Genomic DNA, 25,756 nt, shown 5'->3' with positions numbered 1-25,756 from the left:
CGGGCAACGCGGCTTGAGACTTCGTTAACAACTCGGTGCGGCCGGGCGTGACTGTCTTCTTCCATCGCGCGGCGCGGCATCGCCGCCGACACTCGGCAGGATTTGCCCGGTTAACGGCTCCTTAACCATAAGGACGGCAGATTCTGCCGGGTCCGGATCCGCGGCCCGTTCAGAAGCCCGTCGCCCGCCGCGCCGGCCCCGAGGCATCATGTCGCTCACCGACCTGCCCCTGCTCGGCATGCTGCGCACCCGGATGCACTGGCACCAGGCGCGTCAGGCCCTCCTCGCCGAGAACGTCGCCAACGCCGACATGGCGGGCTTCCGCCCGCGCGACCTCGCCGAGCCCTCCGCCGCCTCGGTGGGACTTGCCGCGCCGGTCGGTGCCGCCGTCGGCGGCGACGGCATCGCCCGCACGGATGCCGCGCATATCGGGCTGACGGCGAGCGCCGGGCCGAATGCCGACCCGCGCCGCTTCAAGGGTTTCGAGGTCCGCCCTTCCGGCAACGGCGTGAATCTGGAGGAGGAGATGATGAAGGCGGGCGACAACCAGTCCGACTACCAGCTCGTCGCCTCGCTCTACCAGAAGAGCCTCGACGCCCTGAAAATCGCCGTCGGCAAGCGCTAGAGCGGCTGAGCGGAGAGTCTCATGGATTTCCTGAAGAGCCTCGGCATCGCCGCCTCCGGCCTCAAGGCGCAGTCCGGCCGGATGCGCATCATCGCCGAGAACATCGCCAATGCCGATTCCGCCGCGCAGACGCCCGGCGGCGATCCCTACCGGCGCAAGATCCCGACCTTCACCAACCGGTTCGACCGCGAGCTGAACGCCAGCGTCGTCGAGGCGGGCCGGGTCCGGCGCGACCCCACGCCGTTCCGCACCAAGTACGACCCCGGCAACCCGGCGGCCGATGCCCGCGGCGAGGTGCGCCTGCCCAACGTCAACGGGCTGATCGAGAACATGGACATGCGCGAGGCCCAGCGCTCCTACGAGGCCAACCTCAACATGGTGACCGCCACCCGGCGGATGATCTCCCGCACCCTCGAGATCCTGAAGGCGTAGCCCCGATGACGACCTCCGCCTTCGCCGCCGGTGCCTACGGCGCCGCCCAGAGCCTCGCCCGTCCCGGCGCCGCGAAGCCCGTGCAGGGCGCGCAGGGTCTGACCGCGCCGGGGGGATTCACCGGCTTCCTGCAGCAGAGCCTCGACAGCGTGGCCCAGTCCGGCGCCCAGGCCGACCGCGCCGCCCTGTCGGCGGCGACCGGCAAGGCCAACGTCGTGGACGTGGTCACCGCCGTCGCCGAGAGCGAGACCGCCCTCCAGACCCTGGTCGCCGTGCGCGACCGCGTGATCTCCGCCTACGAAGAGATCATGCGCATGCCGATCTGAAACTGGCTTGCTCCTCTCCCCGCACACGGAGAGGGCGATGCTGCCGACGCCCCGAAGAGAACGCTCAGAGCCCCATGACCGGCCTCGCCATCCTCGACATCGCCCGCGACGGCATCTTCGTCTTCCTGAAGGTGGCCGGCCCGCTCATGATCGTCGCCCTCGTCGTCGGCCTGATCGTGTCGCTGTTCCAGGCGCTGACGCAGATCCAGGAGCAGACGCTGATCTATGTGCCGAAGATCGTGGCGGTGTTCGGCGTCATGCTTCTGATGCTGCCCTTCATCGGCGATGCCATGGCCGCCTACATGGCCCGGATCGCCGCCCGGATCGCCGCGGGGGGATGATGGGGCGGCAGCGCGGGCTCGGCGGAGCGTGTAGGGTGAGCCGGCATGAACACGCCGCTCGACCTGCTGCTGCCCGGCCTCGCGGCGGCCTTCCTCCTCACCTTCGCCCGAGTCGGCACGCTGATGATGCTGATGCCAGGTCTGGGCGAGCAGCTCATCGCCGCCCGCCTGCGGCTCGCGCTGGCCCTGCTCGTGACCCTGGTCCTGCTGCCGACCGTGCGCCCGATGCTGCCGACGGGCAGCGGCGCGCTCGCGGCGCCGTCGGTCATCGGGCTGCTGTTCGGAGAGATCCTGATCGGGCTGATGCTCGGCCTATGCGTGCGCATGATCCTCGCCGCGCTTCAGACCGCGGGCACGGTGATCTCGCAGCAGCTCGGCCTCTCCTACGCCATGACCGTGGACCCGACGATGGGCGGGCAGCAGGCGGCGATCGGCAATTTCCTGGCGCTGCTCGGCGTCACCCTCATCCTGGCGACCGACCTCCATCACGTCGCCCTCGAAGCGATCGGGCGCAGCTACGTCCTGCTGCCGCCGAGCGGCGTGCCGGCGATGGCGGATGCCGCCAAGCTCGCGCTGGACGCGTTCAGCCGCGGCTTCGCCCTGGCGGTGCGGATCTCCGGGCCGTTCATCGTCTTCGGCATCCTGTTCAATCTCGGTCTCGGCGTGCTGTCGCGGCTGATGCCGCAATTGCAGGTTTTCTTCCTCGCGGTGCCCGCCTCGGTGCTGATCGGCATGATGCTCTTCGTCGGGGCGCTCGGCCTCATCATGGGGCTGTTCCTCGACGATCTCGGCCGCTATCTCGGCGCGTTCCTCGGACGCTGATTCTCCTCGCGCTGATCCGGAACGGGGGAGCCTGAACCGGTGGCCGACGAGAGCGACGACGAGGACAAGACCGAAGACCCGACGGCACGGCGCATCGAGCAGGCGATCGAACGCGGCGACGTCCCGAACTCGCCCGAGATCAACACCTTCTTCATCCTGGCGGCCTTCACGCTGGCCCTGATGCTCTCGGCCAAGCCCATGGCCGAGGGGCTGACCCGCGACATGCGCGGCTTTCTCGAACATGCCGGTTCGATCCCCTCGGATGCGGGCACCTATCTCGGCGTGGCGCTGCGCGCGGGGTGGGTCTGCGCCAAGGCGCTCGCCGTGCCGCTCGGCATCGCGATGCTGGCCGCCATCGCCGCCGGCCTGATCCAGCACCGGCCGATCTTCACCGCCGAGAGCCTGATGCCGAAATTCGCGCGCATCTCGCCGATGGCCGGCGCCAAGCGCCTGCTCGGCACGGATGCCTGGGTGAATTTCGGCAAGGGCCTCGCCAAGATCATCGTGGTCGGCACGATCGCGGGCGCGATCCTGTGGAACGAGCACGACCGGGCCGAATCCTTCGCCCAGCTCGATCCCGGCGCCGCGCTCCAGGGCACCCTCACGCTCGCCCTCAAGATGATGGGCGGCATGCTCGCAGCCTACGCGGCCATCGCGCTCGGCGACGCGCTCTACCAGCGGCACCGCTGGCACACGCGCCTGCGCATGACCAAGGAGGAGATGAAGCAGGAGCACAAGGAGAGCGAGGGCAGCCCCGAGGTGAAGGCCCGGATCCGGCAATTGCGCCAAGCGCGGGTGAAGAAGCGGATGATGGCGGCCGTGCCCACCGCGACCGTGGTGGTGACGAACCCGACCCACTACGCCGTGGCTCTGCGCTACGAGACCGGCATGGCGGCCCCCGTCTGCGTCGCCAAGGGTGTCGACTCGCTGGCGCTGCGCATCCGCGCGGTGGCCGCCGACCATGACGTGCCGGTGCTGGAGAATCCGCCCCTCGCCCGCGCCCTGCACGCCACCGTCGAGGTCGATGCCGAGATTCCCGCCGAGCACTATCGCGCAGTTGCGGAGGTCATCGGTTTCGTGCTTCGCCTGCGCCGCCGGGCCGCCTGAGGCTCGATCCGCTTCCGCATGGGACGGCGAAGTCGTTCAGGCGCCACGGTTTATGCACCATTGTCCGGCAATGCTCCGGAAAAAGGCGCGGCATTCGACGACCCACAGGGCCCGATGCGGCCGTGTGCCGTCCATGTGCGAGGGATGGGTAGGGCCTGATGGCTGAGGTCAGCGGACCAGCGGTGCCGGCGTCCGGTTCGATCGATCGTTCGGAACGGCCCGGCCGTGTCGGGCTGCTGCTGATGCTGGCGGGGCTCCTCGTCGGCGCGGCGGTGGGGCTGTCCTTCGTCGCCAACGAGCAGGCGCAGCCGCTGATCCTGGCGCTGCTGGCGCTGCTCGCCATGGCCGGCGTGTTCTTCCTGTTCGCGCTCGCCATCGGCGCGCTCCAGCTCGCCGGCCCGGCCTCCCGCGACGACATCACCCGCGCCATCGTCGACGCCGCCCCGGAGGGCAAGCTCGTCGTCGAGGACAACGGCCGGATGATCTACGCCAACGAGGCCTATATGCGGCTGGCCGGCGGCGACAGCTTCTCGAACCTGCGCTCGATCGAGCGCATCTTCGTCGGCGCGCCCGAGGTGTCCGAGGCCGTCTACCGCCTCGCCCAGGCGGCCCGCGACGACCGCGCCTATACCGAGGAGATCCGGATGTCGCCGCCGCCGGGCGGCGCGGCGGATCGCGACTTCGCATGGTACCGCATCGCGGTGCGGCCGATCCCGCGCCACCGCGGCTCCGCCGCGCTCTGGACGGTGAGCGACATCACCCACGAGCGCGAGCGCCAGGAGAACGTCTTCCAGGAACTCCAGCACGCGATCGACTATCTCGACCACGCGCCCGCGGGCTTCCTGTCGATCGATGCCGCCGGCTCGATCGTCTACATGAACGCGACGCTGGCCTCCTGGCTCGGCTACGACCTCGCCACCGTGGGCTCCGGCGGCCTGAAGCTTCTGGAGATCGCCCCCGGCGCCGACGTGCTCACCGCTTCGCCGGGTCTGGCCGGCGAGGTACGCACCGACCGCTTCGACATCGACCTGCGCCGCCGCAACGGCCAGCCCCTGCCGACCCGGCTCTATCACCGCGTCGCCTACGGGCAGGACGGGGCGCCGGGTCCCTCGCGCACCTTCGTGCTCAACCGCTCCGCCGGCTCGGATGCCGACGAGCCGCAGCGCGCGGCGGAGGTGCGGCTCGCCCGCTTCCTCAACAACAGTCCGATCGCCATCGCCACCCTCGACCGCGACGGCCGGGTGATCCGCGCCAACGCCTCCTTCGTGCGCCTGTTCGCCGGAATGCCGCGCCAGCCCGCCGCGGAGGCCGGACGCGACGCCCCCGATCCGCTGATGCGCGACGCGGTGCTGGAGCGCGACCGCGGCGCCATCGAGGGCGCGCTGGCGCGGGCCGCGAACGGCTTCGGCGGGCTCGACCCGATCGAGGTCGGCCTGTCCGGCCCCGGTGACCGCTCGGCCCGCGTCTGGATGAGCCCGGCGGATGCCGACGGGACGCAAGGTCCGGAGGTGGAGCGCGACGGCGGCGGCGACCGCGAGCGGGTGATCCTCTACGCCCTCGACACGACGGCCCAGCGCCAGCTCGAACAGCAGGTCGCACAGACCCAGAAGATGGACACGGTGGGCCAGCTTGCCGGCGGCATCGCCCACGACTTCAACAACGTGCTCCAGGCGATCATCGGCTACTCGGACCTGCTGCTCGCCAGCCACCGGCCGACCGACCACGCCTTCCAAGACATCATGCAGATCAAGCAGAACGCGAACCGGGCCGCGAGCCTGGTGCGCCAGCTGTTGGCCTTCTCCCGCCGCCAGACCCTGCGGCCGGAGGTGATGGATGTCGGGGAGGCGCTCTCCGACCTGACGCTCCTCCTCAAGCGCCTGCTCGGCGAGCGCGTGCAGCTCGATTTCCGCCATGGCCGCGAGATCTGGCCGATCAAGGCCGACGTGAACCAGTTCGAGCAGGTGATCGTGAACCTCGCGGTCAACGCCCGCGACGCCATGCCGGGCGGCGGCAGCCTGACGATCCGCACCGCCAACTGCCCGGTCGCCGGCGAGCGTCCGGTCGGAATTCCGGCCGGCGATCACGTGATGATCGAGGTCACCGACACCGGCGAGGGCATCCCGCCGGAGGTGCGCCAGAAGATCTTCGAGCCGTTCTTCACGACGAAGGAGATCGGCAAGGGCACCGGTCTCGGGCTCTCGACGGTGTTCGGCATCGTCAACCAGTCGGGCGGCGCCATCGATGTGCAGTCGACGGTGGGGGAAGGCACCACCTTCCGCATCTACCTGCCGCGACACGAGCCCGGTACCGAGCCGTTGCCCGAGCCGCTGCCCCCGCCGCGGGCCGCCTCCGGGGTGGAGGCTCCCGCCTCGGCGAAGTCTGCGGATACAGAGAGCCCGGAGCCGACGCTCAGCCCCGGCGAGGCACCCGAACGGAAGCCTTCCGAGGCCGGCACGGATCCCGCGCCGCGGGCGCCGGAACCGCCGCCGAAGCCCGCGACCGACCATACCGGTCAGGGCACCGTCCTGCTCGTCGAGGACGAGGATCCGGTTCGTGCGGTCAATTCCCGCGCGCTGTCGGCCCGCGGCTACACGGTGCTGGAGGCGGCCTCCGGCATCGAGGCCCTGCGCCTGATCGAGGAGCATGCCGACGGCATCGACGTGGTGGTCTCCGACGTGGTGATGCCGGAGATGGACGGGCCGACCCTGCTGCGGGAACTGCGCAAGCATCTCCCCGACCTCAAGGTGATTTTCGTCTCGGGCTATGCCGAGGACGCGTTCCGCAAGAACCTGCCCGAGGGCGAGACCTTCAACTTCCTGCCCAAACCGTTCAGCCTGAAGCAGCTCGTCGAGACGGTGAAGCGCACCATGGCGAGCTGAGCGTGACCCGCAGAGGCGCGCAAACTGCGACGGGTCGCGCCTCTGTCGGGCCCCGCGCTCGTCGTCCCCGAGCTGACGGGCCACGATGACGTGGATGATGACTGGGACACGGCCGAGACTTAATGTAGATTAGGTTTGAAGACGCACCCGAGCGCGGCGGAGCGGATCGTCCGTCGGCGTTGATGCGAGGTGCCAGGGCCTTGCCATGGACGATGACCGCACCATCGTGACGGATGTGGAACTTGCCCTCGCCGACGCGGAATGGCGCCAAGCGCTCAAGCAGGCGTCAGGCCGGCCCTCCGATGAGGAGGCCTTGATGCCGATTACGCTCAAGGGTGAGGCCGGTACGGCTTTGCGACGGGCTTTCGAAGAGCGGCAGCGGGCGCTTCGCACGTGGCGTGCTGCCCGCGGCATACCCTGATTTTCGCCAAGACCGGCCGGACGTCAGTCGTCGGCGCCGTCGCGCTCGGATTCGACCGCAGACTGGATCGGCCCATTTTCGTTTCTCGATTGCAGACTGCGGTCCACCTCGAACAGGATCATCTGCAGGAGCGTTCGTTGCCGAAACGTCGCGGCCGGACGCAGTTTCGCTTCCGCTTCGCGCAGAAGGCGCTCGGCCTCCCGGAGTTCATCCACATCGTTCGGCATAGGGACCGCCCTACCCTTCACCGAGCGGAGGCGTAGGCACGGTCGGATTGTCCGCCTCCTGCCCTCCCTGATCGGGTGCGCGATGCCGGGCCGGCCGATCGGGCCCCCGTGTTCCTCTCCGAGCACCGTCACGCGATCCGCGAAGGCGAGCTTCGATTTGGATGCACAGAAATCGGGAACCGGTTTCTTTTTTTACGTTGCCCGACATGACTGCCCTGTTGAATTGCGAAGGCCTTCCACTTGAACCATGTCATATTTGATGGAATACGATTGACCTATACAGCACTAGGACATTCGATATGAATTGGACTATAGTCGATGATGCGATGGATGGGGACGGCACATACCGTTCCGAAACCCTCAGATCCGGTCGCGGCAACTCTCACTTTTCTCTTTTATATTTTAAATTATCGAGTCGCTGAAGTGTGCGTCTCGTCGATCTCGGCCAGGAGGCGCGGCACTACGACGCGGCTTGCGTGGAAAATCGGCAGCGCAGCTCTTGCGGGATGAGAACAAAACAGGTACGAAATGCATCAGCTCCGGCGGATTGAGCGCCGTGCCCCTCCCATGCATAAGGAAGCCTCGCGATGGCCCAGCCTGCGCTGAAGATGGTGGATTCCTCGACAATGGCAGCAGCCGACAAGGACAAGTCCAAGGCGATCGAGGCTGCGCTGACGCAGATCGAGCGCGCCTTCGGCAAGGGCTCGATCATGCGCCTCGGCAAGACCGACAAGGTGCAGGAGGTCGAGACCGTTTCGACGGGCTCGCTCGGCCTCGACATCGCGCTCGGCGTCGGCGGCCTGCCGCGCGGCCGGGTGATCGAGATCTACGGTCCCGAATCGTCGGGCAAGACGACGCTGGCGCTCCACACGATCGCCGAGGCCCAGAAGAAGGGCGGCGTCTGCGCCTTCGTCGACGCGGAGCACGCCCTCGACCCGGTCTATGCGCGCAAGCTCGGCGTCAACCTCGACGACCTGCTGATCTCGCAGCCCGACACCGGTGAACAGGCACTCGAAATCACCGACACGCTGGTGCGCTCCGGCGCCATCGACGTGCTCGTGGTCGATTCGGTCGCCGCTCTGACGCCGCGCGCCGAGATCGAGGGCGAGATGGGCGAAAGCCAGCCGGGCCTCCAGGCGCGCCTGATGAGCCAGGCCCTGCGCAAGCTCACCGGTTCGATCTCGCGCTCGAACTGCATGGTGATCTTCATCAACCAGATCCGCATGAAGATCGGCGTGATGTACGGCAGCCCGGAGACCACCACCGGCGGCAACGCGCTGAAGTTCTACGCTTCGGTGCGCCTCGACATCCGCCGCGTCTCGACGCTCAAGGACCGCGACGAGGCCATCGGCAACTCGGTGCGCGTCAAGGTGGTGAAGAACAAGGTCGCGCCGCCCTTCAAGCAGGTCGAGTTCGACATCATGTTCGGCGAGGGCGTGTCGAAGGTCGGCGAGTTGATCGACCTCGGCGTGAAGGCCGGCATCGTCGAGAAGTCGGGCGCGTGGTTCTCCTACGACAGCCAGCGCCTTGGCCAGGGCCGCGAGAATTCCAAGGGCTTCCTGCGCGACAACCCCGACATCGCCAACAAGATCGAGGCGTCGATCCGTCAGAATTCAGGGCTGGTCGCCGACCGGATCCTCGAGAACGCGAAGCCGACGGCCGAGGATCTGGATGAGGGCGAGGCGTAAGCGCTCCGCCTGATCCGTCGGAACGGAAAAGGCCCGCCGCGAGCGATCGCGGCGGGCCTTTTCTTTGGTTCTTCGGATTGAACGCCGGAGGTTAGATCGCCGCGTGCCGCGCATCGAAATCGGCTGCGAAGCGGGCGCCGGGCCGGTCCATGCAGCGATCCACCCAGGCATCGATCTCGGGCAGACCGGGCTTTCCGAACCACGCATAGGGCGAGTGCAGCAGGAGATCGGCGGCGGTGAACCGGTCGCCGAGCAAGAACGGGCGGTCGCTCACGGCGTTGGCGAGCCGCGCCACGACCTCCGCTTCAGTGCGGAAGGTACGGCCGAGAGCCGGGTGTTCGAGCCCGAGGGCCTTGAGCGTCAGCACCGGCTCGACGACGCCGGCATACCATGCCAGCCAGCTCAGGTAGGGACCGCGCTGCGGGTCTCCGACCGGGATGCCCAAGCCGGACGCCGGGAACAGCTCGGCGAGGTGCTGAATGATCGCACTCGATTCCCACACCAGGACGCCGTCATGATCGAGCAGCGGCACCTTGCCGTCGGGATGGGGGTTGCGCGGATCGCGGCCGCCCGATCCGTCCATGCGCGGAATGGTAACGACCTCGATGCGCACCGCGTCCAGGGCATCGAGCTCCTTGAGGAGCGCGACGATCCGGGTCGAACGGCTGCGGGGCGAGTGGAACAGGGTGATCATCGGTGGCCTCCTGCTGGCGGGTTGACGGGAGACGGTGTAGCCAAGGCCAACTGCCAACTTCCGTCAGTTGAACGATGGCCCGGACCGATCGGCTTTTCCGGTTGCTGCACGCGATGCGCATCCTGCCCTCCCCTGTCACCGCCGCGCGGCTCGCGGAGGAGACCGGGGTGTCGCTGCGCTCGCTCTACCGCGACATCGACAGCCTGCGCGCGGCGGGCGCCCGCATCGAGGGCGAGCGGGGCTACGGCTACCGGCTGATCGAAGACGTCGCCCTGCCGCCGCAAACCTTCGACCGGATCGAGATCGAGGCGCTGGTGCTCGGCCTCGCCGAGGTTCGTCACATGGGCGATCCGGCCCTGGAGCAGGCCGCCGCCTCGGTGGTGGCCAAGGTCGCGGCCACCCTTCCCGACCGGGCCGAGCAGCATCTGCTCCACGCGGTTTCGCAGGTCCGCCGCGCCGAGCCGCGCTTTCCCGCGATCCCCGACATGGAGACGATCCGGACCGCCTGCTGGCGCGAGGAGGCGCTGCGGCTGCGCTACGCCGACAAGGACGGTGCCGTCACCGAGCGGACGATCCTGCCGCTCTCCGTGGTCTATCTCGACAGCAAGATGACGCTGCTGGCGTGGTGCTGCCTGCGCGAGGCGTTCCGCATGTTCCGGCTGGATCGCATCCGCGAGGCGGGCCCGGTGGGGACCAGTTTCCGCCCGCGGCGGGCGGCGCTGCTGCGCGGTTACCTCGCCGAATTGCGTGCCGGCGGGGGTTTCGCGGCCCGAGCCGGACCTGCGCACAACGAGCCGACGTGACTCGCACAGCGCAGGCCCGTATGAGGGCGCAACAATGCTGCCGCGCTGCCCATCAGCCGGCTCCCGACGCGACATGATTTTCGAGCCTATCCGATGAGCGGCGTCAACGAGATCCGATCGACCTTCCTGGACTACTTCCGGGATGCCGGGCACGCGGTGGTGCCCTCGTCCTCGCTGGTGCCGAAGAACGACCCGACGCTGATGTTCACGAACGCCGGCATGGTGCAGTTCAAGAACGTCTTCACTGGTGTCGAGAAGCGTCCCTACGTCAAGGCGACCTCGTCACAGAAGTGCGTTCGCGCCGGCGGCAAGCACAACGATCTCGATAATGTCGGCTATACCGCCCGGCATCACACCTTCTTCGAGATGCTCGGCAACTTCTCCTTCGGTGACTACTTCAAGGCCGATGCGATCGAGCTGGCCTGGACGCTGATCACCAAGGAGTTCGGGCTCACGCCGGAGCGGCTGCTCGTCACCGTTTATGCCGACGACGACGAGGCGGCGGGCCTTTGGAAGAAGATCGCCGGATTCGGTGACGACAAGATCATCCGCATCGGCACCTCCGACAACTTTTGGCAGATGGGCGATACCGGCCCCTGCGGCCCGTGCTCGGAGATCTTCATCGACCAGGGCCCGGCGCTCGCCGGCGGCCCGCCCGGCTCCCCGGACGAGGACGGCGACCGCTTCCTCGAATTCTGGAACCTCGTCTTCATGCAGTACGAGCAGGTCGAGCCGGGGGTGCGCAATCCCCTGCCCCGCCCCTCGATCGATACCGGCATGGGCCTGGAGCGGATGGCCGCGATCCTCCAGGGCGTCCACTCGAACTACGACACCGACCTGTTCCGTGCCCTGATCGACGCGGTGGCCCACGCCGTGTCCCGGGCGCCCGAGCCCGCGACCCGCGCCTCCTACCGGGTCATCGCCGACCACCTGCGCTCGACCTCGTTCCTGATCGCCGACGGCGTGCTGCCCTCGAACGAGGGCCGCGGCTACGTGCTGCGCCGGATCATGCGCCGCGCCATGCGCCACCTCGAACTGCTCGGCGCCCGCGATCCGGTGATGTACCGCCTCGTCCCCACCCTCGTGCGCGAGATGGGGCAGGCCTTCCCCGAACTCGTCCGCAGCGAGGCGCTGATCTCCGAGACCCTGCGGCTCGAGGAAGGCCGCTTCCGCAAGACCCTGGAGCGGGGGCTTGCCATCCTCGACGCCGAGAGCCGCGATCTGAGCGCCGGCCAGAACCTGTCGGGCGAGACCGCCTTCACCCTCTACGACACCTACGGCTTCCCCCTCGACCTGACCCAGGACGCCCTGAAGGCCCGCGGCATCGGCGTCGACACACAGGCGTTCGACGCCGCGATGCAGCGCCAGAAGCAGGCCGCCCGCGCCGCTTGGCAGGGCTCGGGCGAGGCCGCGACCGAGACGGTCTGGTTCGGCATCAAGGAGCGCACCGGCGCCACCGAGTTCCTGGGCTACGAAACCGAGACCGCGGAAGCCGTGGTCGGCGCGCTCCTGCGCGAGGGCGGCGAGGTCGAGACGCTGAAGACCGGCGAGAGCGGCATCGTCGTCGTCAACCAGACTCCGTTCTACGGTGAATCCGGCGGTCAGGTCGGTGATACCGGCACGATTTCTGGCCCCGGTCTCAAGGCGCGCGTGACCAACACCGAGAAGAAGCTCGGCGACCTGTTCGTGCATCACGTCACGGTCGAGGAGGGTACGTTGTCCCTCGGCGCCGCGGTGGAGCTGAAGGTCGATCACGCCCGCCGCTCCGCGATCCGCGCCAACCACTCGGCGACCCACCTGCTGCACGAGGCGCTGCGTCAGGTGCTCGGCGACCACGTGGCGCAGAAGGGCTCGCTCGTCGCCCCCGAGCGCCTGCGCTTCGACATCAGCCATCCCAAGCCCATCGACGAGGCGGAGCTGACCCGCGTCGAGGAAATCGCCAACGCGGTGCTGCTGCAGAACGCGCCGGTGGTCACGAAGCTGATGGCGGTGGACGAGGCGATCGAGTCGGGCGCCCGCGCCCTGTTCGGCGAGAAGTATGGCGACGAAGTGCGCGTCGTCTCCATGGGCCGCCCCGTGGACGACGAAGGCCAAGAGGTTGAGGGTCGCCTGCCGAACTTCTCGATCGAGCTGTGCGGCGGCACCCACGTGTCGCAACTCGGCGAGATCGGCCAGATCACCGTGATCGGCGAGAGCGCGGTGGGTGCCGGCGTGCGCCGGATCGAGGCGATGACCGGAACGGCGGCGCGCCGCCACCGCGCCACGGAAAGCCGGACGCTCAGCCAGCTCGCCGGCCTGCTCAAGGCGCCAGTCGCGGACGTGCCGGAGCGGCTCTCCACCCTGATCGAGGAGCGGCGCCGGCTGGAAAAGGAACTGGCCGACGCGCGGAAGAAAATCGCCATGGGCGGAGCGTCCGGCGGCGGCGACGAGGCCCGTGAGGTCAACGGCGTGCGGCTGATGGCGCGCGTGGTCGAGGGCGTCGAGATGCGCGACCTGAAGGGTCTCGCCGACGAGGGCAAGAGCCGGCTCGGCTCCGGCATCGTCGCCATCGTCGGCGTCTCCGCCGACGGAAAGGCCGGACTCGTCGTCGGCGTCACCGAGGATCTGACCGGGCGCTACGACGCGGTCGGACTGGTGCGCGCCGGTGCCGGCCATCTCGGCGGCAAGGGCGGCGGCGGACGCCGCGACATGGCCCAGGCCGGCGGCCCGGACAGCCATGGCGCCGAGGCGGCCCTTGCGGCGATCGCCGAGGCGCTGGCGGCTGCCTGATCAGCCTGCGGAAACCGACGAAGAAAAATCTCTCCTCTCACGGAACGGTGAGCGGGTTCGCGGCTTGGTTGGCCGCGATCCCCGCCGCCTCCGGGCCCCGAGCCCGGCGCGTCCCGCGCCCTGATCCGGCCCCACCGCCGGACCCCGCACGGGGCGTCAACGTCCCGTGAGCCGATGAAACTCTTCCGCTGCCAATCCTGCGACAACGTCCTCTATTTCGAGAATCGCTCCTGCGGGCGCTGCGGCCATCGGCTCGCCTACCTGCCGCAGCTCGGCCGCATCTCGGCTCTCGAGCCTACCGGCGAGAACAACGCCTGGATGCCGCTGGCCGCGCCGGAGCGACCGAGCTTCCTCTGCACCAACGCGGCGCACGACACCTGCAACTGGATGGTGCCACCGGGCACCACCGACGCCTTCTGCCTCGCCTGCCGCCACAACGGCATCGTGCCGGACGTCAGCGACGAGGTGAATCTGGAGCGCTGGCGGGAGATGGAACACGCCAAGCACCGGCTGTTCTACACCCTGCTGCGCTGGAACCTGCCGCTGAAGACCCGTGCCGAGGATGCCGAGCACGGCCTGATCTTCAACTTCCTGGCCGATCCGCCGGATGCGAGCGGTCCCAAGGTGATGACCGGCCACGAGAACGGCGTCATCACGATCGCCCTCGTCGAGGCCGACCCGGCCGAGCGTGAGAAGCGCCGCACCGCCATGGGCGAGCCCTACCGGACGCTGCTCGGCCATTTCCGTCACGAGGTCGGTCACCATTACTGGGACATCCTCGTGCGCGACGCCGGCAAGCTCGAGCCGTGCCGGGCCGTGTTCGGCGACGATTCGCAGGATTACGGCGCCGCGCTCCAGCGCCACTACGACCAGGGTCCGCCGCCGAACTGGCAGGAGACCTTCGTCTCAGCCTACGCCACCACCCACCCCTGGGAGGATTTTGCCGAGACCTGGGCGCATTATCTCCACATCGTCGATACCCTGGAGATGGCGAGCGCCTTCGGCCTGCAGGTGAAGCCCAAGGCCGATGTCGAGGGCGATCTGGCCACGCATGTCGACTTCGACCCCTACCAGGCTGACAGCATCGAGCAGATCATCGATGCGTGGCTGCCCTTCGTCTTCGCCATGAACAGTGTCAGCCGGGCTATGGGCGAGGGCGACCTCTATCCCTTCGTGCTCGCTCCGCCGGTGGTGGCGAAGCTCGGCTTCATCCACGATCTCGTGCATGGACGGGTGTGAGGCCGTTCTCGCATGAAACAGGCAACGGGCCTGCGCGTCAGGCCCGTCCCGCGTCCGCCGAGAGCATGGCGGGATCGATGCCGATCGCCCGGAGCACCTGATCGTACTTGGTGCCGAGTCCCGGATCGAAGATCAGGTCGGGATCGGCCGGGCAGTTGAGCCAGCCGTTGGCCAGGATCTCGTTCTCGAGCTGGCCTGCCTGCCAGCCGGCATAGCCGAGCGCCAGCACCGCATTCGAGGGTCCGCGCCCATCGGCGATGGCGCGCAGGATCTCCACCGTCGCCGTGAGGCACACGCCCTCGTCGATCTGCAGCGTCGATTGGTCGATGTGGAAGTCGGCGGTGTGCAGTACGAAGCCGCGCTTGGCATCGACCGGCCCGCCCATCAGCACCGGCATGTGGCCGACCTGCTCGCGCAGGCGGATCGCGTCGGATTCGCTGGCGATGTCGAGCTGGATCAGCAGATCCGGCATGCTGAGATCCGCAACCGGCTTGTTGACGATGATGCCCATCGCCCCATCCGCCGAGTGGGCGCAGAGATAGATCACCGCGCGCGCGAATCGCTCGTCGCCGATCCCCGGCATGGCCACGAGGAATTGGCCGTCGAGATAGGCCGGGTCTTTGCGCGCGGGGTCGGGGCTCAGCATCGGACTATCGTAATGCGGTGGCTGCCATTGATCCATAAGGCAAACGCGCCGGCGGGCCGGCCGTGCCTCGACAGGTGCGCCAAGCGCGTCTAACGGTTCGTGGCTTTTGCCGAGGAGTGTGCGGATGACGATTCAGGTTGGCGATCACCTGCCCCAGGCCACCTTCCGGGTGAATGGGCCGGACGGTCCGCAGGCCAAGACCACCGACGACGTGTTCAAGGGACGGCGCGTCGTTCTCGTCGGTGTGCCCGGCGCCTTCACGCCGGCCTGCCACCGCAACCACCTGCCGGGCTTCGTCGCCAAGCGCGAGGAGATCCTGGCCCGCGGCATCGACGCCATCGCCGTGACCTCGGTCAACGACATCTTCGTGCTCAACGCGTGGCAGCAGCAGAGCGGCGCCGAGGGCATCGAGTTCCTGGCCGACGGCAATGCCGAGTTCGCCAAGGCAATCGGGCTCGAGATGGACGGTTCGGGCTTCGGCCTCGGCCCGCGCTCGCAGCGCTACGCGATGGTGGTCGAGGACGGCGTGGTACGCATCCTCAACGTCGAGGACACCCCGTCCAAGGCCGAGGTCTCGGGTGCCGAAGCCCTGCTGAAGGTGCTCTGATCCATCCGACCCGAGCCCTCCCCCCGCCGGGGGAGGGTTCGATTCCTATCCTTCCCAGCCGTAATCCCGCGCATCCGCGGCGGTGCGGTGGAAGGCGAGCCGGCGGTCGTATTCCAGCGGGTCCTTCGGCTGCACCAGGGCGCCCGGCGGCACGTTGAGCCAGTCGACGAGGCGGGTCAGCATGAAGCGCATGGCCGCGCCGCGCGCCAGCACGGGGATCGCCGCGATCTCGGCAGGTTCCAGCGTCCGAACCGCATCGTAGCCCGCGAGCATCGCGCCGGCCTTGTCGCGGTGGAAGGTGCCGTCCGCATCGAAGCACCACGCATTGAGGCTGATCGCCAGATCGTAGGCGAAGGCGTCGGTGCAGGCGAAGTAGAAGTCGATCAGGCCCGACACCGCGTCGCCGATGAAGAACACGTTGTCGGTGAAGAGGTCGGCGTGGATGACGCCGCCCGGCAGGTCCTTCGGCCAGGCCCCCTCCAGGATATCGAGATCGGCGCGGGTGCGGGCGGCGAGCCCGGGGGCCACCGTGTCGGCCTGCGCCTCGGCCTGCGCGAAGAGCGGGCGCCACGCCCCCACCGACAGGTTGTTCTCGCGCACCATGGGGAAGTCGCGGCCCGCCGCGTGAAGCCCGGCGAGCGCAGCGCCGAGCGCCCGGCAATGTTCCGCATTCGGGCGGCTCAGGGACACGCCTTCGAGGAAGGTGACGATGGCCGCCGGACGGCCGCAGAGACGCCCCAGGGCCGTGCCGGCACGGTTGCGCACCGGCTGCGGGCAGGCGAGGCCGGCCCGCGCCAGATGGCCCATCAGTTTGATGAAGAACGGCAGGTCCGCCTCGCTCACCCGCTTCTCATAGAGGGTGAGGATGTAGTGGCCCGTGCTGGTGTGCAGGTAGAAGTTCGAGTTCTCGACGCCCTCCGCGATGCCCTTGTAGGAGAGCAATTCGCCGAGTTCGTATTCCTGCAGGAAGGCGCGCAGCGCCTCGTCGGATACGTCGGTGTAGACCGCCACGGGTGCCGCTGCCGGGTTCGCGCAAGAGAAAGGGGCGCCGTGGGCGCCCCTGGGGTCGTTCGGCCAGCCTCGCGTCGGAGGCCGGCGGGGCCGCCGACCTACTCGGCGGCTTCGCTGCGCAGTTCGCGCGGCAGCGGGAAGGACATGTCCTCGACGGTCACCGAGACCTGATCCACCGTCACGTCGAAGCGCGCGGCGAAGGCGTCGATAATCTCCTCCACCAGAACCTCCGGCGCCGAGGCGCCGGCGGTGAGGCCGAGGCGGCGCACGTCCTTGAACGCGTCCCAATCGATCTCTTCCGCCCGCAGGACGAGGCGGGTGATCGGGCAACCGGCGCGCTCGGCGACCTCGCGCAGGCGCTGCGAGTTCGACGAGTTCGAGGAGCCGACCACGATCAGCGCGTCGACGCGCGGCGCGACTTCCTTGACCGCTTCCTGGCGGTTGGTGGTCGCGTAGCAGATGTCGTCCTTGTGGGGGCCGTGGATCGCCGGGAACTTGGCCTTGAGGGCTTCGACGATGTGCTTGGTGTCGTCGATCGACAGGGTCGTCTGCGTCACCCAGGCGAGCGCCTGATCGGCCGGCGGGTTGAGCGCATCGATCTGCTCGATGTCCTCGACCAGGGTGATCGAGCCCTTGGGCAGCTGGCCCATGGTGCCGACGACCTCGGGATGGCCGGAATGGCCGACGAGCAGCACATGGCGCCCGCGCTTGTGGTGGATCTCGGCCTCGCGGTGGACCTTCGTCACCAGCGGGCAGGTGGCGTCGATGGTGGTCAGCCCGCGGGCATCCGCGTTCTGCGGCACCGTCTTGGCGACGCCGTGGGCGGAGAAGATGACGGGCGCACCGCTATCGGGCACCTCGTCGAGTTCGCGTACGAACACGGCGCCCTTCCGCTTCAGCGTCTCGACCACGTACTTGTTGTGGACGATCTCGTGGCGGACGTAGACCGGCGCCCCGTAGATCGCCAGCGCCCGCTCCACCACGTCGATGGCGCGCACCACGCCCGCGCAGAAGCCACGGGGGGCGCAGAGCAGGATCTCGAGGGGCGGTTTGTCGCCCGTCACGGCCGGCTGCGGGACCCGGTTCGGGTCAGCGGTGAGGTTGATGGTGTCAGCGCTCATGATCCGGCGGATGTGGAGAGGGGTGGCCGGGTCTGTCAACAGCGGCCAGCCCGAAAGCCGCGACAGGCCAGGGCCTGTCCGTCACCTTTTACATAGCACGCCCACCGCGATCCGTGACCCCCGCCATCCGCCCGGGGGGCCTGCATCCCCTCCCCTGTGGCAGTCCTGCCCCTGCGGCGGGGCAGGTTATGTGACGAACGACACGCGAATCACCCTCGCGATGCGGGAGCCGGCGGGCTAAGGGGAAGCCCTTCTCCCCTCAAGAACCAGCGAGGCAACGGGCTTTCATGGCGAGCGCCACGGACCATGCCAGCTTCCTGCCGCCGGTGCTGACCTTCCTGTCGGCGGCGGTGATCGGGGTGCCGCTCGTGCGCCTGCTCGGCCAGAGCGCGGTGCTCGGCTACCTCGTCGCGGGCGTGGTGATCGGTCCGGCCGGCTTCTCGCTGATCGCCGAGCCCGAGACGGCGTCGAGCGTCGCCGAGATCGGCGTGGTGCTGCTGCTCTTCATCGTCGGGCTCGAATTGGAGATCTCGCGGCTCGTCTCGATGCGGCGCGACATCTTCGGGCTCGGCACCGCTCAGTTGGCCCTGTGCTCGCTCGTCATCGCCGGCGCGGCCTTCGCCTACGGCCTCACGCCGGCCGCCGCGGGCGTCGTCGGCATCGCCATCGCCCTCTCGGCCACGGCGGTCGCGCTCCAATTGCTCGAGGAGCGCGGCGATCTCGGCTCGCCCTATGGCGGGCGCTCCTTCGCGATCCTGCTGTTCCAGGACATCTCGGTGGTGGCGATCCTGGCGTTGCTGCCGCTGCTGGCCTCGGCCGGCGCGACGCCCAAGGACGGTTGGCTCGACGAGGGCCTGCGCTCCACCGGCCGCGCCGCCGTGGCGGTGGCAGGCGTGGTCCTCGTCGGGCGCTACGGCCTGAACCCGTTCTTCCGCCTGCTGGCGGCGGCGGGCGGGCGCGAGGTGATGACCGCGGCCGCCCTCCTCGTCGTGCTCGGCACGGCCCTGGTGATGGAGGAGGCCGGCCTCTCCATGGCCATGGGCGCCTTCCTCGCCGGCGTCATGCTGGCCGAATCAAACTTCCGCCACCAGCTCGAGGCCGATATCGAGCCGTTCCGCGGCATGCTGCTCGGCCTGTTCTTCATGAGCGTCGGCATGTCGATCGACGGCGGCCTGCTCACGAATCACTGGCTGGCGCTGCTCGCCGCGACCATGGCGGCGATCGCGGTGAAGATCGCCCTGGTGGCGGGTCTGTTCCGCCTGTTCGGCTCGCCCTGGCTCGACGCCCTGCGGGGCGCGGCGGTGCTGGCGCCGGCCGGCGAATTCGCCTTCGTCATCCTGCCGGCGGCGGGCGACCTGCGCATCCTCGCCTCCGACGTGACTCGCTTCTGCGTCGCGCTGGCCGCCCTGACGATGCTGGTCGGCCCCATCGCCGCCAAGGGCCTCGACGCGCTGATCGCCCGGCGCCCGAAGGAGGCCGAGCCGCCCTCCGATGTCGGCGAGGCGCAGGAAGCCGGCGATACCCGCGTGCTGGTGGTGGGCTTCGGTCGCTTCGGGCAGATCCTGGCGCAGGTGCTGCTGGCGGAAGGAATCAACATCACCGTCATCGACAAGGACGTCGAGCAGATCCGCAATGCCACGAGCTTCGGCTTCCGGATCTATTACGGCGACGGCACCCGGCTCGACGTGCTGCGCGCCTCCGGCCTCGCCAAGGCGGAGCTGATCTGCGTCTGCATCGACGACGCGCCGGCGGCGCTGAAGATCGTCGACATCGTCCACGAGGAATTCCCGAACGTGCGCACCTTCGTGCGCGCCTATGACCGGACCCACGCCATCGAGCTGATGAACCGCGACGTCGATTTCCAGCTCCGCGAGACCGTCGAATCCGCCCTCGGCTTCGGCCGCGCCACGCTCGAGAGCCTGGGACTGCCTGCCGAGGCCGCTGCGCGCCGGGTCGAGGACGTGCGCAAGCGGGACGTCGCCCGCCTCGTGCTCCAGCAGGCGGGTGCGATGCCGGATGGTTCCGGCTGGCTGCGCGGCACGCCGGAACTGCGGCCCGAGCCACTGACGGCACCGAAGAGTCCGTCGCGGGCGCTCAGTGCTGAGACCCGCGGCCTGATCGAAGCGCAGCCGCACGAATCGGCCGCCCGCGCCCTCGAACCCGAGGATGCCGAGCCGAATGCCTAAGGCAGGCGCCGCGTCGGAGCCGGGGCGGGACGACGGCGCCGCGCGCTTCGTCTCGGGCTCGATCCTGCGCCACGTCGTGGTGATGAGCACGACCGGTTCCGTAGGGCTGATGGCGATCTTCGCCGTCGATCTCCTGTCGCTGTTCTACGTCTCGAAGCTCGGAGACCCGGCACTCACCGCCGCCGTCGGTTTCGCCTCGATCGTCCAGTTCTTCGCCATCGCCATCAATATCGGCTTGATGATCGCCGCCGGCGCCCTGGTCTCGCGGGCGATCGGCGCAGGCGACCCGGCCGGGGCGCGGCGGATCGCGACCTCGGTCACCGTCCACTGCGCCATCGCCTCCGCGCTTCTGGCCGCCCTCCTGCTCGCCGTGCTCGACCCGCTGCTCTCCGCGATCGGCGCGGAGGGACACACCTTGGACGTCGCCAAGCGCTACCTCTGGATCAGCCTGCCCTCGAACCTGCTGCTCGGACCCGGCATGCTGTTCACCGGCCTGCTGCGCGCGGTCGGCGCGGCGCGGGAGGCGATGTACGTGACTCTCGGCGGCGGCATCGTCACCATCTTCGTCGATCCGCTCCTGATCTTCGGCTTCGGTCTCGGGGTGGACGGTGCGGCACTCGCGGTCTGCGTCGCCCGCGTGACCTTCGTCGCCATCGGCTGGGTCGGGGTCCGGCGCTACCGCATGCTCGAACCGCCCCGGCTCGCGGCGGTCCTCGGCGACCTGCCGCTCGTCGCCCGCATCGCCCTACCGGCGGTGCTGACGAACCTCGCGCCGTCGGTGGCCAGCGCCTTCGTGGCGCATGCCCTGTCCGGCTTCGGACCCGCGGCCATCGCCGGAAACGTGGTGATCGACCGCCTCGCGCCGGTCGCGTTCTGCGGATTGTTCGCGATGTCGGGCTCGATCGGCCCGATCCTCGGCCAGAACTGGGGCGCGGGCCGCTTCGACCGGATGCGCGGCGTGCTCCGGGTCGGAGCCGGGGTGACGGCGCTCTACGTCCTCCTCGTCTGGCTGCTGCTGGCGCTCGCCAGGGGACCGCTGGCCGGCGCCTTCGAACTCAAGGGCGTAGCCGCCGACCTGTTCGGCTTCTTCTGTCTGGTGAGCGGGCCGGTCTGGTTCTTCAACGGGCTCCTGTTCCTCGGCAACGCCTCGTTCAACAATCTCGGCTTTCCGTTCCTCTCGACCCTGTTGAACTGGGGCCGCGCGACCGTCGGCACGGTGCCGCCCGCCCTGCTGGGCGCCGCGTGGTACGGGCCCGAGGGCGTGATCGCCGGCACCGGTATCGGCTCCGTCGCCTTCGGTGTGGCGGGCCTCGCCCTCGCCTTCCGCACCGTGGGCCGGCTGGAACGCGGCGTTCCGGCCGAGACGGCTGCCGTCGACCCGCCCGCCGCCGAGGCGGTGCAGGCGGCGCCCTCCAGCGGGATGTCGCTCTGACATTTCCGCGGGCACGAGCCGCGGTCCTGCAATCCCTAGGGAAATCGGCGTGAAATCGGGCTTACGGCTGGTCAGCCCTGCCCGGTTGCGACACACTCGCGGGCGAGGCCGTTCCGGCGAGCCTCCGGCGGGCGTGGCGGCGATCATCGGCGGCGCAGCCGGGACGGGATGGGTCGACGCCATGCGCCCTTGTCATGGCACGGCCTGATGCGTTCGGGATCCGGACCGTTGCTGCTTCGAGGCGCCCGGCCATGTACACGATGTTCGACATCCTCCAGAGCCAGGGCGACGCGAGCGTACAGGCCTTCGGTCAGCAATTCGGCCTCACGCCGGATCAAACCCGTCGCGCGATGGAGGCTCTGCTGCCGGCGCTGTCCATGGGCCTCATGCGTAACGCCGGAACCGACCCGATGGGCTTCGGCCGCCTGTTCGGCCTCGCCCAGCCCGGCAAGGCGTCGCCGCAGGGCAGCGCGGACATGCTGACGGGGCTGTTCGGCTCGCCCCTGCTCGCGCAGACGGTGATTCAGCAGGCATCGTCGGCGAGCGGGATCGGAGCGCAGGCACTCCGGCAGATGCTGCCGATCATGGCCGGCATGATCGTGGCCGGCATCGTTCACTTGGTCCTCAATCCGCCCGCCGCGGCACCGGCCGCCGAGACGCCCCCCCCTTCCTATCCGATGGGGACGTTCTGGACGGACTGGTTCAACGGCCTCAGCGCCGCGGCGACGCAGATGGTGCCCTCCCCCGCGCCCGCGACCCGGCCGCCCGAGCCGCGCCGGAAAGCCGAGGCTCCGCCGATGCCGGACGCGACCAAGGCGTCGATGGAGGTGATTCAGCAGATGCTCCAGACCGGAGCCGAGGTTCAGGAGCAGAACGTCAAGGCGATGAAGGACGCGTTCGACGCGTTCTGGAGCCAGCCGAAGCCTGGGACGGTGCCGCCAGCGACGGACGTTAACCCTCCTCAAAAGCCGTCATTTCGCAGGTCAAATGAGGCTGCCGCGCACAAGCGCAAGCCGGGCAGCAAGGACTGACAATGACCTGAAACGAAGACGACGCCGAATTTAAATATAAATATCTGCCGTCCTCAAGCTGTCCGCCGTACCAATGGAGTGCTACTCCAGGATCGGAAAACTCACCACCTTCGGAAATACCTCGGTCAATGTACTTCCAAACGACTGCAGCCCTACCAAAATCGCCAACGCTACGAAGGTGCAAACCAACCCATACTCGATGGCGGTCGCTCCTCCGTCGTGCTGTGACATACGCCCAGCGGCGTCGCGTAATAGAGTGATCAAGCGACGGACCTGCCGGATAGAAGCAGTTTGAGACACGGCAGATCGTCCACGCGAGTTGGCTGTGGCAGCAATCTAAACTCCGAAGCTTGCAACGACCTTAAGGGCCAACCGGAAAAACTCCTGCAAGTCCGATCATCTCACTAACTGTAACGCCGCAGGAAGCGTCCTGTAGGAATGACTGGTAGGTGGAATTTTTTGCTGATTTTTGATCAGCATTCCGACAAGAATGACGGAGAAATAATCCAGGCTTTCCAATGACCGGCGCCGGTTGGCCCCGCCGCCGGCCGAACGTGTCGGAACCAATACCCGGCCCCTGATGGGTTAGGCCTTGCCCGTCTCCTTGCGCAAGGCATCGATGCGCTTGGAGGCCTCCGCCTTATCGAGATCGGCCGCGTAAGCGTCCGGCTCCTTGGCCTGCTCGGAGAGGGTCTTGAGATAGGACGCCTGCGCCCCCGTCATCGGCTCCGAGCCGGTGGTCCATTCGTCGGGATCCTTGATCCGGTTCGACTCGTCGGTCGGATCGGATTTCGGATTCTCGGCCGCAGCCTGGTCCTTGGTCGTCTTGCCGGTCATCGACGCACTCACATCGTTCATGGATTGTTCTCATGAACGTCGGGCCGGCCGCGAAGTTCCGGGCGACGATGCGCCCGGAACGGAATCGTTGCCGGATCTCAGGCGGCGGCCGCCCGCGGCTGCACCTCGGCGAGGTAGTCGTCCATCAGCGTCTTGGTCAGAGCCGCCGGAGTGAAGCGGTAGGGCCCGATCTCAGAGACCGGGGTCACCTCGGCGGCCGAGCCGGTGATGAAGCACTCGGAGAAGCCCGTCATCTCCTCGGGACGGATGCGGCGCTCGATCACCTCGATCCCGCGGCGCTTGGCCAGCTCGATCACGGTCTGACGGGTGATGCCGTTGAGGAAGCGGTCGGCCTGGGGCGTATGGATCACGCCGTCGGCGATGAAGAAGACGTTCGCGCCGGTGCATTCGGCGACATTGTCCTCCCAGTCGAGCATCAGCGCGTCGGCGTAGCCCTTGTTCTCGGCCCGGTGCTTCGAGATCGTGCAGATCATGTAGAGACCCGCCGCCTTCGAGGTGGAGGGCGCCGTGCGCGGATCGGGTCGGCGGTAATCGGCGATGTCGAGGCGGATGCCCTTCATTTTGGTCGCCGGATCGAAGTAGCTCGGCCATTCCCAGGCGGCGATGGCGAGATGAATCGTGTTCTTCTGCGCCGCGACGCCCATCATCTCCGAGCCGCGCCACGCCACGGGGCGCAGATAGGCGTCCTGCAGCCCGCTGGTCGACAGCACCTGGGCCTTGGCCGCCTCGATCTGATCGACGGAGTACGGGATCTCGAAATCGAGGAGCTGGGCCGAGCGGCGCAGACGCTCGGAATGCTCGCGGCTCTTGAAGATCCGGCCGCCATAGGCCCGCTCGCCCTCGAACACCGACGATCCGTAGTGGAGGCCGTGGCTGAGCACGTGGATCTTCGCTTCGCGCCACGGCACCATTGCGCCGTCGAACCAGATCGTGCCTTCGCGCTCATCGAAGGGAATCACGGACATTTTTCGAAGTTCCTCTGCGCGGCCTCGGCGAAGCGCGGGGTCGCAGGGTGGGGCAGGAGCCGGCGCGCGGGCGCAGGGTCGCCGAACGGGGACGATGCGGCGGGCGGATGGACCGGCAGGGTTGACGGGTAGCAACGGGGCTGAGATATGTCAACAACACTGACTTATCTTCCCGGGCCCTCCGAAGCCCCGCGATCTGCCGCCGACCGAGGTCCTCACGACGTGAACCCTGCGATGACGCCAGACGCCGAGATGGGCCATCAGGCCGCCGGTGAGACCGCACTCACCAACGGTCCCGCGACGGGCGGCGACAGCGACGACCTGATCGAACTCCTGTTCTTCGCCTACCGCGACTTCGTCGGCGATCCCGACCGGATCCTGGCGCAGTACGGCTTCGGCCGGGCGCATCACCGGGTGCTGCACTTCGTCGACCGCTATCCTGGCCTCACCATCGCCGAACTCCTCGATATCCTGCGCATCACCAAGCAGAGCCTCAACCGGGTGCTGAAGGATTTGATCGATCAGGGCTATGTCGAGCAGCAGACCGGCACCAGCGACCGGCGTCAGCGGCTCCTGTTCTGCACCCCGTCCGGCCGGGCACTCACGGCCGACCTGACGCGCGTCCAGGTCCGCCGCATCGTGCGGGCCCTCGATGCGCCGGCGGAGGACGAAGAGACCGAGGGCGGACGCGGAACCCGCGCCGCCTCCGCCCAGGATTTCCTGCTCGCGATGATCGAGCCGGCCGAGCGGGCCGCGATCCGTCGCCTGATGGCGCGCCGCGCGACGGTGCGCGCCTGATGTCGGCCGAGACCGCCCTCCGGGTCCGCCCCGAGCTTCCGGACCATGCGCCCCACATCCTGCTCGTCGATGACGACCGCCGGGTGCGCGAGCTCCTGTCCCGGTTCCTCTCCGAGCAGGGATTTCGCGTGACGGCCGCCGCGAACGCCGCCGAGGCGCGTCTGCGCGGGCAATGCTTCGTGTTCGACGCCCTCGTGCTCGACGTGATGATGCCCGGCGAGAGCGGCTTCGACTATGCCCGCTCGGTGCGCGAGACCTCGCGGGTGCCGATCCTGATGCTGACCGCCCGTTCCAACCCCAACGACCGGGTGACGGGTCTGGAGATCGGCGCCGACGACTACCTGCCCAAGCCCTTCGAGCCGCGCGAGCTGATCCTGCGGCTCAACAACATCATCCGCCGCCACGCCGCCGTGCCGGAGACCCGCTTTTCCGGCGAGGATGCGGTCAGCTTCGGTCCGTTCAGCTTCCGCGCCGACCGGGGCGAGTTGCGCCGGGAGAGCGAGCCGGTGAAGATCACCGAACGCGAGCGCGAGATCCTGACCATGCTGGCTCAGGCGCGGGGCGGCAACGTCGAGCGCGAGACGCTCGCCGGCAACGGCGGTCTGGCGGCCGAACGCACCATCGACGTGCAGATCAACCGCCTGCGCCGTAAGATCGAGCCGGATCCGGCCAATCCGAGCTTCCTGCACACCGTTCGCGGCGTCGGCTATCGCCTCGCCATCGATTGA

General features: G+C 68.6%; 26 protein-coding genes. 18 read left to right on the top strand and 8 right to left on the bottom strand.

Annotated elements, in window-relative coordinates; genetic code table 11:
• Positions 1 to 208 precede the first annotated feature (208 nt).
• The 8 genes from flgB to HNR51_RS24970 all read left to right on the top strand — a co-directional run bounded on the left by flgB (position 209) and on the right by HNR51_RS24970 (position 6,953).
• Entirely contained in the window at positions 209 to 625 is a 417-nt protein-coding gene (gene flgB / locus HNR51_RS25005) for a flagellar basal body rod protein FlgB (protein WP_141951586.1), read from the top strand.
• Positions 626 to 646: 21 nt separating this feature from the next.
• The gene (gene flgC, locus HNR51_RS25000) at positions 647 to 1,057 is read left to right on the top strand and encodes a flagellar basal body rod protein FlgC (RefSeq protein ID WP_012454516.1); all 411 of its coding nucleotides are present in this window, start codon (positions 647 to 649) and stop codon (positions 1,055 to 1,057) included.
• 5 nt (positions 1,058 to 1,062) lie between these two features.
• Complete coding sequence (gene fliE / locus HNR51_RS24995; protein ID WP_012454515.1) at positions 1,063 to 1,383, top strand: flagellar hook-basal body complex protein FliE; 321 nt, start codon at positions 1,063 to 1,065, stop codon at positions 1,381 to 1,383.
• A gap of 74 nt (positions 1,384 to 1,457) precedes the next feature.
• The gene (fliQ, locus tag HNR51_RS24990) at positions 1,458 to 1,724 is read left to right on the top strand and encodes a flagellar biosynthesis protein FliQ (protein ID WP_012454514.1); all 267 of its coding nucleotides are present in this window, start codon (positions 1,458 to 1,460) and stop codon (positions 1,722 to 1,724) included.
• 45 nt (positions 1,725 to 1,769) lie between these two features.
• Entirely contained in the window at positions 1,770 to 2,546 is a 777-nt protein-coding gene (fliR, locus tag HNR51_RS24985; protein WP_182556723.1) for a flagellar biosynthetic protein FliR, read from the top strand.
• A gap of 39 nt (positions 2,547 to 2,585) precedes the next feature.
• On the top strand, positions 2,586 to 3,653 hold the full coding sequence (gene flhB, locus HNR51_RS24980) for a flagellar biosynthesis protein FlhB (protein ID WP_182556722.1): 1,068 nt from the start codon (positions 2,586 to 2,588) through the stop codon (positions 3,651 to 3,653).
• A gap of 158 nt (positions 3,654 to 3,811) precedes the next feature.
• On the top strand, positions 3,812 to 6,532 hold the full coding sequence (gene cckA, locus HNR51_RS24975) for a cell cycle histidine kinase CckA (protein ID WP_182556721.1): 2,721 nt from the start codon (positions 3,812 to 3,814) through the stop codon (positions 6,530 to 6,532).
• 205 nt (positions 6,533 to 6,737) lie between these two features.
• The gene (locus HNR51_RS24970; protein WP_012454510.1) at positions 6,738 to 6,953 is read left to right on the top strand and encodes a hypothetical protein; all 216 of its coding nucleotides are present in this window, start codon (positions 6,738 to 6,740) and stop codon (positions 6,951 to 6,953) included.
• A gap of 23 nt (positions 6,954 to 6,976) precedes the next feature.
• Here the strand turns inward: HNR51_RS24970 and HNR51_RS24965 are convergent, their stop codons facing one another.
• On the bottom strand, positions 6,977 to 7,180 hold the full coding sequence (locus tag HNR51_RS24965; protein ID WP_182556720.1) for a hypothetical protein: 204 nt from the start codon (positions 7,178 to 7,180) through the stop codon (positions 6,977 to 6,979).
• Positions 7,181 to 7,767: 587 nt separating this feature from the next.
• Here HNR51_RS24965 and recA point away from each other — a divergent pair.
• Positions 7,768 to 8,868: a recombinase RecA gene (recA, locus tag HNR51_RS24960; RefSeq protein WP_012454508.1), complete on the top strand. Its 1,101-nt coding sequence runs from the start codon at positions 7,768 to 7,770 to the stop codon at positions 8,866 to 8,868.
• A 91-nt stretch (positions 8,869 to 8,959) separates the two neighbouring features.
• On the opposite strand, the gene HNR51_RS24955 is transcribed toward recA, so the two are convergent.
• Positions 8,960 to 9,562, bottom strand: a complete 603-nt coding sequence (locus tag HNR51_RS24955) for a glutathione S-transferase family protein (RefSeq protein ID WP_182556719.1) — start codon at positions 9,560 to 9,562, stop codon at positions 8,960 to 8,962.
• Between the two features lie 74 nt (positions 9,563 to 9,636).
• Here HNR51_RS24955 and HNR51_RS24950 point away from each other — a divergent pair, with 74 nt between their 5' ends.
• The 3 genes from HNR51_RS24950 to HNR51_RS24940 all read left to right on the top strand — a co-directional run bounded on the left by HNR51_RS24950 (position 9,637) and on the right by HNR51_RS24940 (position 14,373).
• Entirely contained in the window at positions 9,637 to 10,365 is a 729-nt protein-coding gene (locus HNR51_RS24950; RefSeq protein WP_182556718.1) for a helix-turn-helix transcriptional regulator, read from the top strand.
• 93 nt (positions 10,366 to 10,458) lie between these two features.
• A complete protein-coding gene (gene alaS, locus HNR51_RS24945; RefSeq protein WP_182556717.1) occupies positions 10,459 to 13,134 on the top strand; it encodes an alanine--tRNA ligase in 2,676 nt (891 codons plus the stop codon).
• A 174-nt stretch (positions 13,135 to 13,308) separates the two neighbouring features.
• On the top strand, positions 13,309 to 14,373 hold the full coding sequence (locus HNR51_RS24940; protein ID WP_182556716.1) for a zinc-binding metallopeptidase family protein: 1,065 nt from the start codon (positions 13,309 to 13,311) through the stop codon (positions 14,371 to 14,373).
• Between the two features lie 37 nt (positions 14,374 to 14,410).
• Here HNR51_RS24940 and HNR51_RS24935 read toward each other — a convergent pair whose 3' ends face one another.
• Entirely contained in the window at positions 14,411 to 15,019 is a 609-nt protein-coding gene (locus HNR51_RS24935; protein ID WP_182556715.1) for a YqgE/AlgH family protein, read from the bottom strand.
• Between the two features lie 124 nt (positions 15,020 to 15,143).
• Between HNR51_RS24935 and HNR51_RS24930 the strand changes: the two genes are divergently transcribed.
• A complete protein-coding gene (locus tag HNR51_RS24930; protein WP_012454502.1) occupies positions 15,144 to 15,626 on the top strand; it encodes a peroxiredoxin in 483 nt (160 codons plus the stop codon).
• A gap of 45 nt (positions 15,627 to 15,671) precedes the next feature.
• Here the strand turns inward: HNR51_RS24930 and thrB are convergent, their stop codons facing one another.
• Both thrB and ispH read right to left on the bottom strand, forming a co-directional pair.
• Positions 15,672 to 16,637 carry a homoserine kinase gene (thrB, locus tag HNR51_RS24925; RefSeq protein WP_182556714.1) on the bottom strand — a complete coding sequence of 322 codons (966 nt, stop codon included), beginning with the start codon at positions 16,635 to 16,637 and terminating at the stop codon, positions 15,672 to 15,674.
• A 98-nt stretch (positions 16,638 to 16,735) separates the two neighbouring features.
• Positions 16,736 to 17,758 carry a 4-hydroxy-3-methylbut-2-enyl diphosphate reductase gene (gene ispH / locus HNR51_RS24920; RefSeq protein ID WP_012454500.1) on the bottom strand — a complete coding sequence of 341 codons (1,023 nt, stop codon included), beginning with the start codon at positions 17,756 to 17,758 and terminating at the stop codon, positions 16,736 to 16,738.
• 287 nt (positions 17,759 to 18,045) lie between these two features.
• Here ispH and HNR51_RS24915 point away from each other — a divergent pair, with 287 nt between their 5' ends.
• From HNR51_RS24915 to HNR51_RS24905, 3 genes are all read left to right on the top strand, one after another.
• Positions 18,046 to 19,944: a monovalent cation:proton antiporter-2 (CPA2) family protein gene (locus HNR51_RS24915; RefSeq protein WP_012454499.1), complete on the top strand. Its 1,899-nt coding sequence runs from the start codon at positions 18,046 to 18,048 to the stop codon at positions 19,942 to 19,944.
• Complete coding sequence (locus tag HNR51_RS24910) at positions 19,937 to 21,376, top strand: MATE family efflux transporter (protein ID WP_182556713.1); 1,440 nt, start codon at positions 19,937 to 19,939, stop codon at positions 21,374 to 21,376. The genes HNR51_RS24915 and HNR51_RS24910 overlap by 8 nt, the downstream gene beginning before the upstream one ends.
• A 251-nt stretch (positions 21,377 to 21,627) precedes the next feature.
• Entirely contained in the window at positions 21,628 to 22,407 is a 780-nt protein-coding gene (locus HNR51_RS24905; protein ID WP_182556712.1) for a DUF937 domain-containing protein, read from the top strand.
• An 81-nt stretch (positions 22,408 to 22,488) separates the two neighbouring features.
• Here the strand turns inward: HNR51_RS24905 and HNR51_RS24900 are convergent, their stop codons facing one another.
• The 3 genes from HNR51_RS24900 to HNR51_RS24890 form a co-directional block, all read right to left on the bottom strand.
• On the bottom strand, positions 22,489 to 22,638 hold the full coding sequence (locus tag HNR51_RS24900; protein WP_114415955.1) for a Flp family type IVb pilin: 150 nt from the start codon (positions 22,636 to 22,638) through the stop codon (positions 22,489 to 22,491).
• Positions 22,639 to 22,992: 354 nt separating this feature from the next.
• Positions 22,993 to 23,265, bottom strand: a complete 273-nt coding sequence (locus tag HNR51_RS24895) for a DUF3072 domain-containing protein (protein ID WP_012454495.1) — start codon at positions 23,263 to 23,265, stop codon at positions 22,993 to 22,995.
• Positions 23,266 to 23,342: 77 nt separating this feature from the next.
• On the bottom strand, positions 23,343 to 24,230 hold the full coding sequence (locus HNR51_RS24890) for a branched-chain amino acid aminotransferase (protein WP_141951572.1): 888 nt from the start codon (positions 24,228 to 24,230) through the stop codon (positions 23,343 to 23,345).
• 234 nt (positions 24,231 to 24,464) lie between these two features.
• Here HNR51_RS24890 and HNR51_RS24885 point away from each other — a divergent pair, with 234 nt between their 5' ends.
• Positions 24,465 to 25,028, top strand: coding sequence for a MarR family winged helix-turn-helix transcriptional regulator (locus tag HNR51_RS24885; RefSeq protein WP_210280241.1), 564 nt, complete (start codon positions 24,465 to 24,467; stop codon positions 25,026 to 25,028).
• Positions 25,028 to 25,756 carry a response regulator gene (locus HNR51_RS24880; protein ID WP_141951570.1) on the top strand — a complete coding sequence of 243 codons (729 nt, stop codon included), beginning with the start codon at positions 25,028 to 25,030 and terminating at the stop codon, positions 25,754 to 25,756. The genes HNR51_RS24885 and HNR51_RS24880 overlap by 1 nt, the downstream gene beginning before the upstream one ends.

Origin of the sequence: Methylorubrum thiocyanatum (genome assembly GCA_014138645.1) — a bacterium.
Lineage (GTDB): Bacteria > Pseudomonadota > Alphaproteobacteria > Rhizobiales > Beijerinckiaceae > Methylobacterium > Methylobacterium thiocyanatum.
Note: the sequence above shows the minus strand (reverse complement) of the source record. Positions and strands in the feature narration are given on the sequence as shown.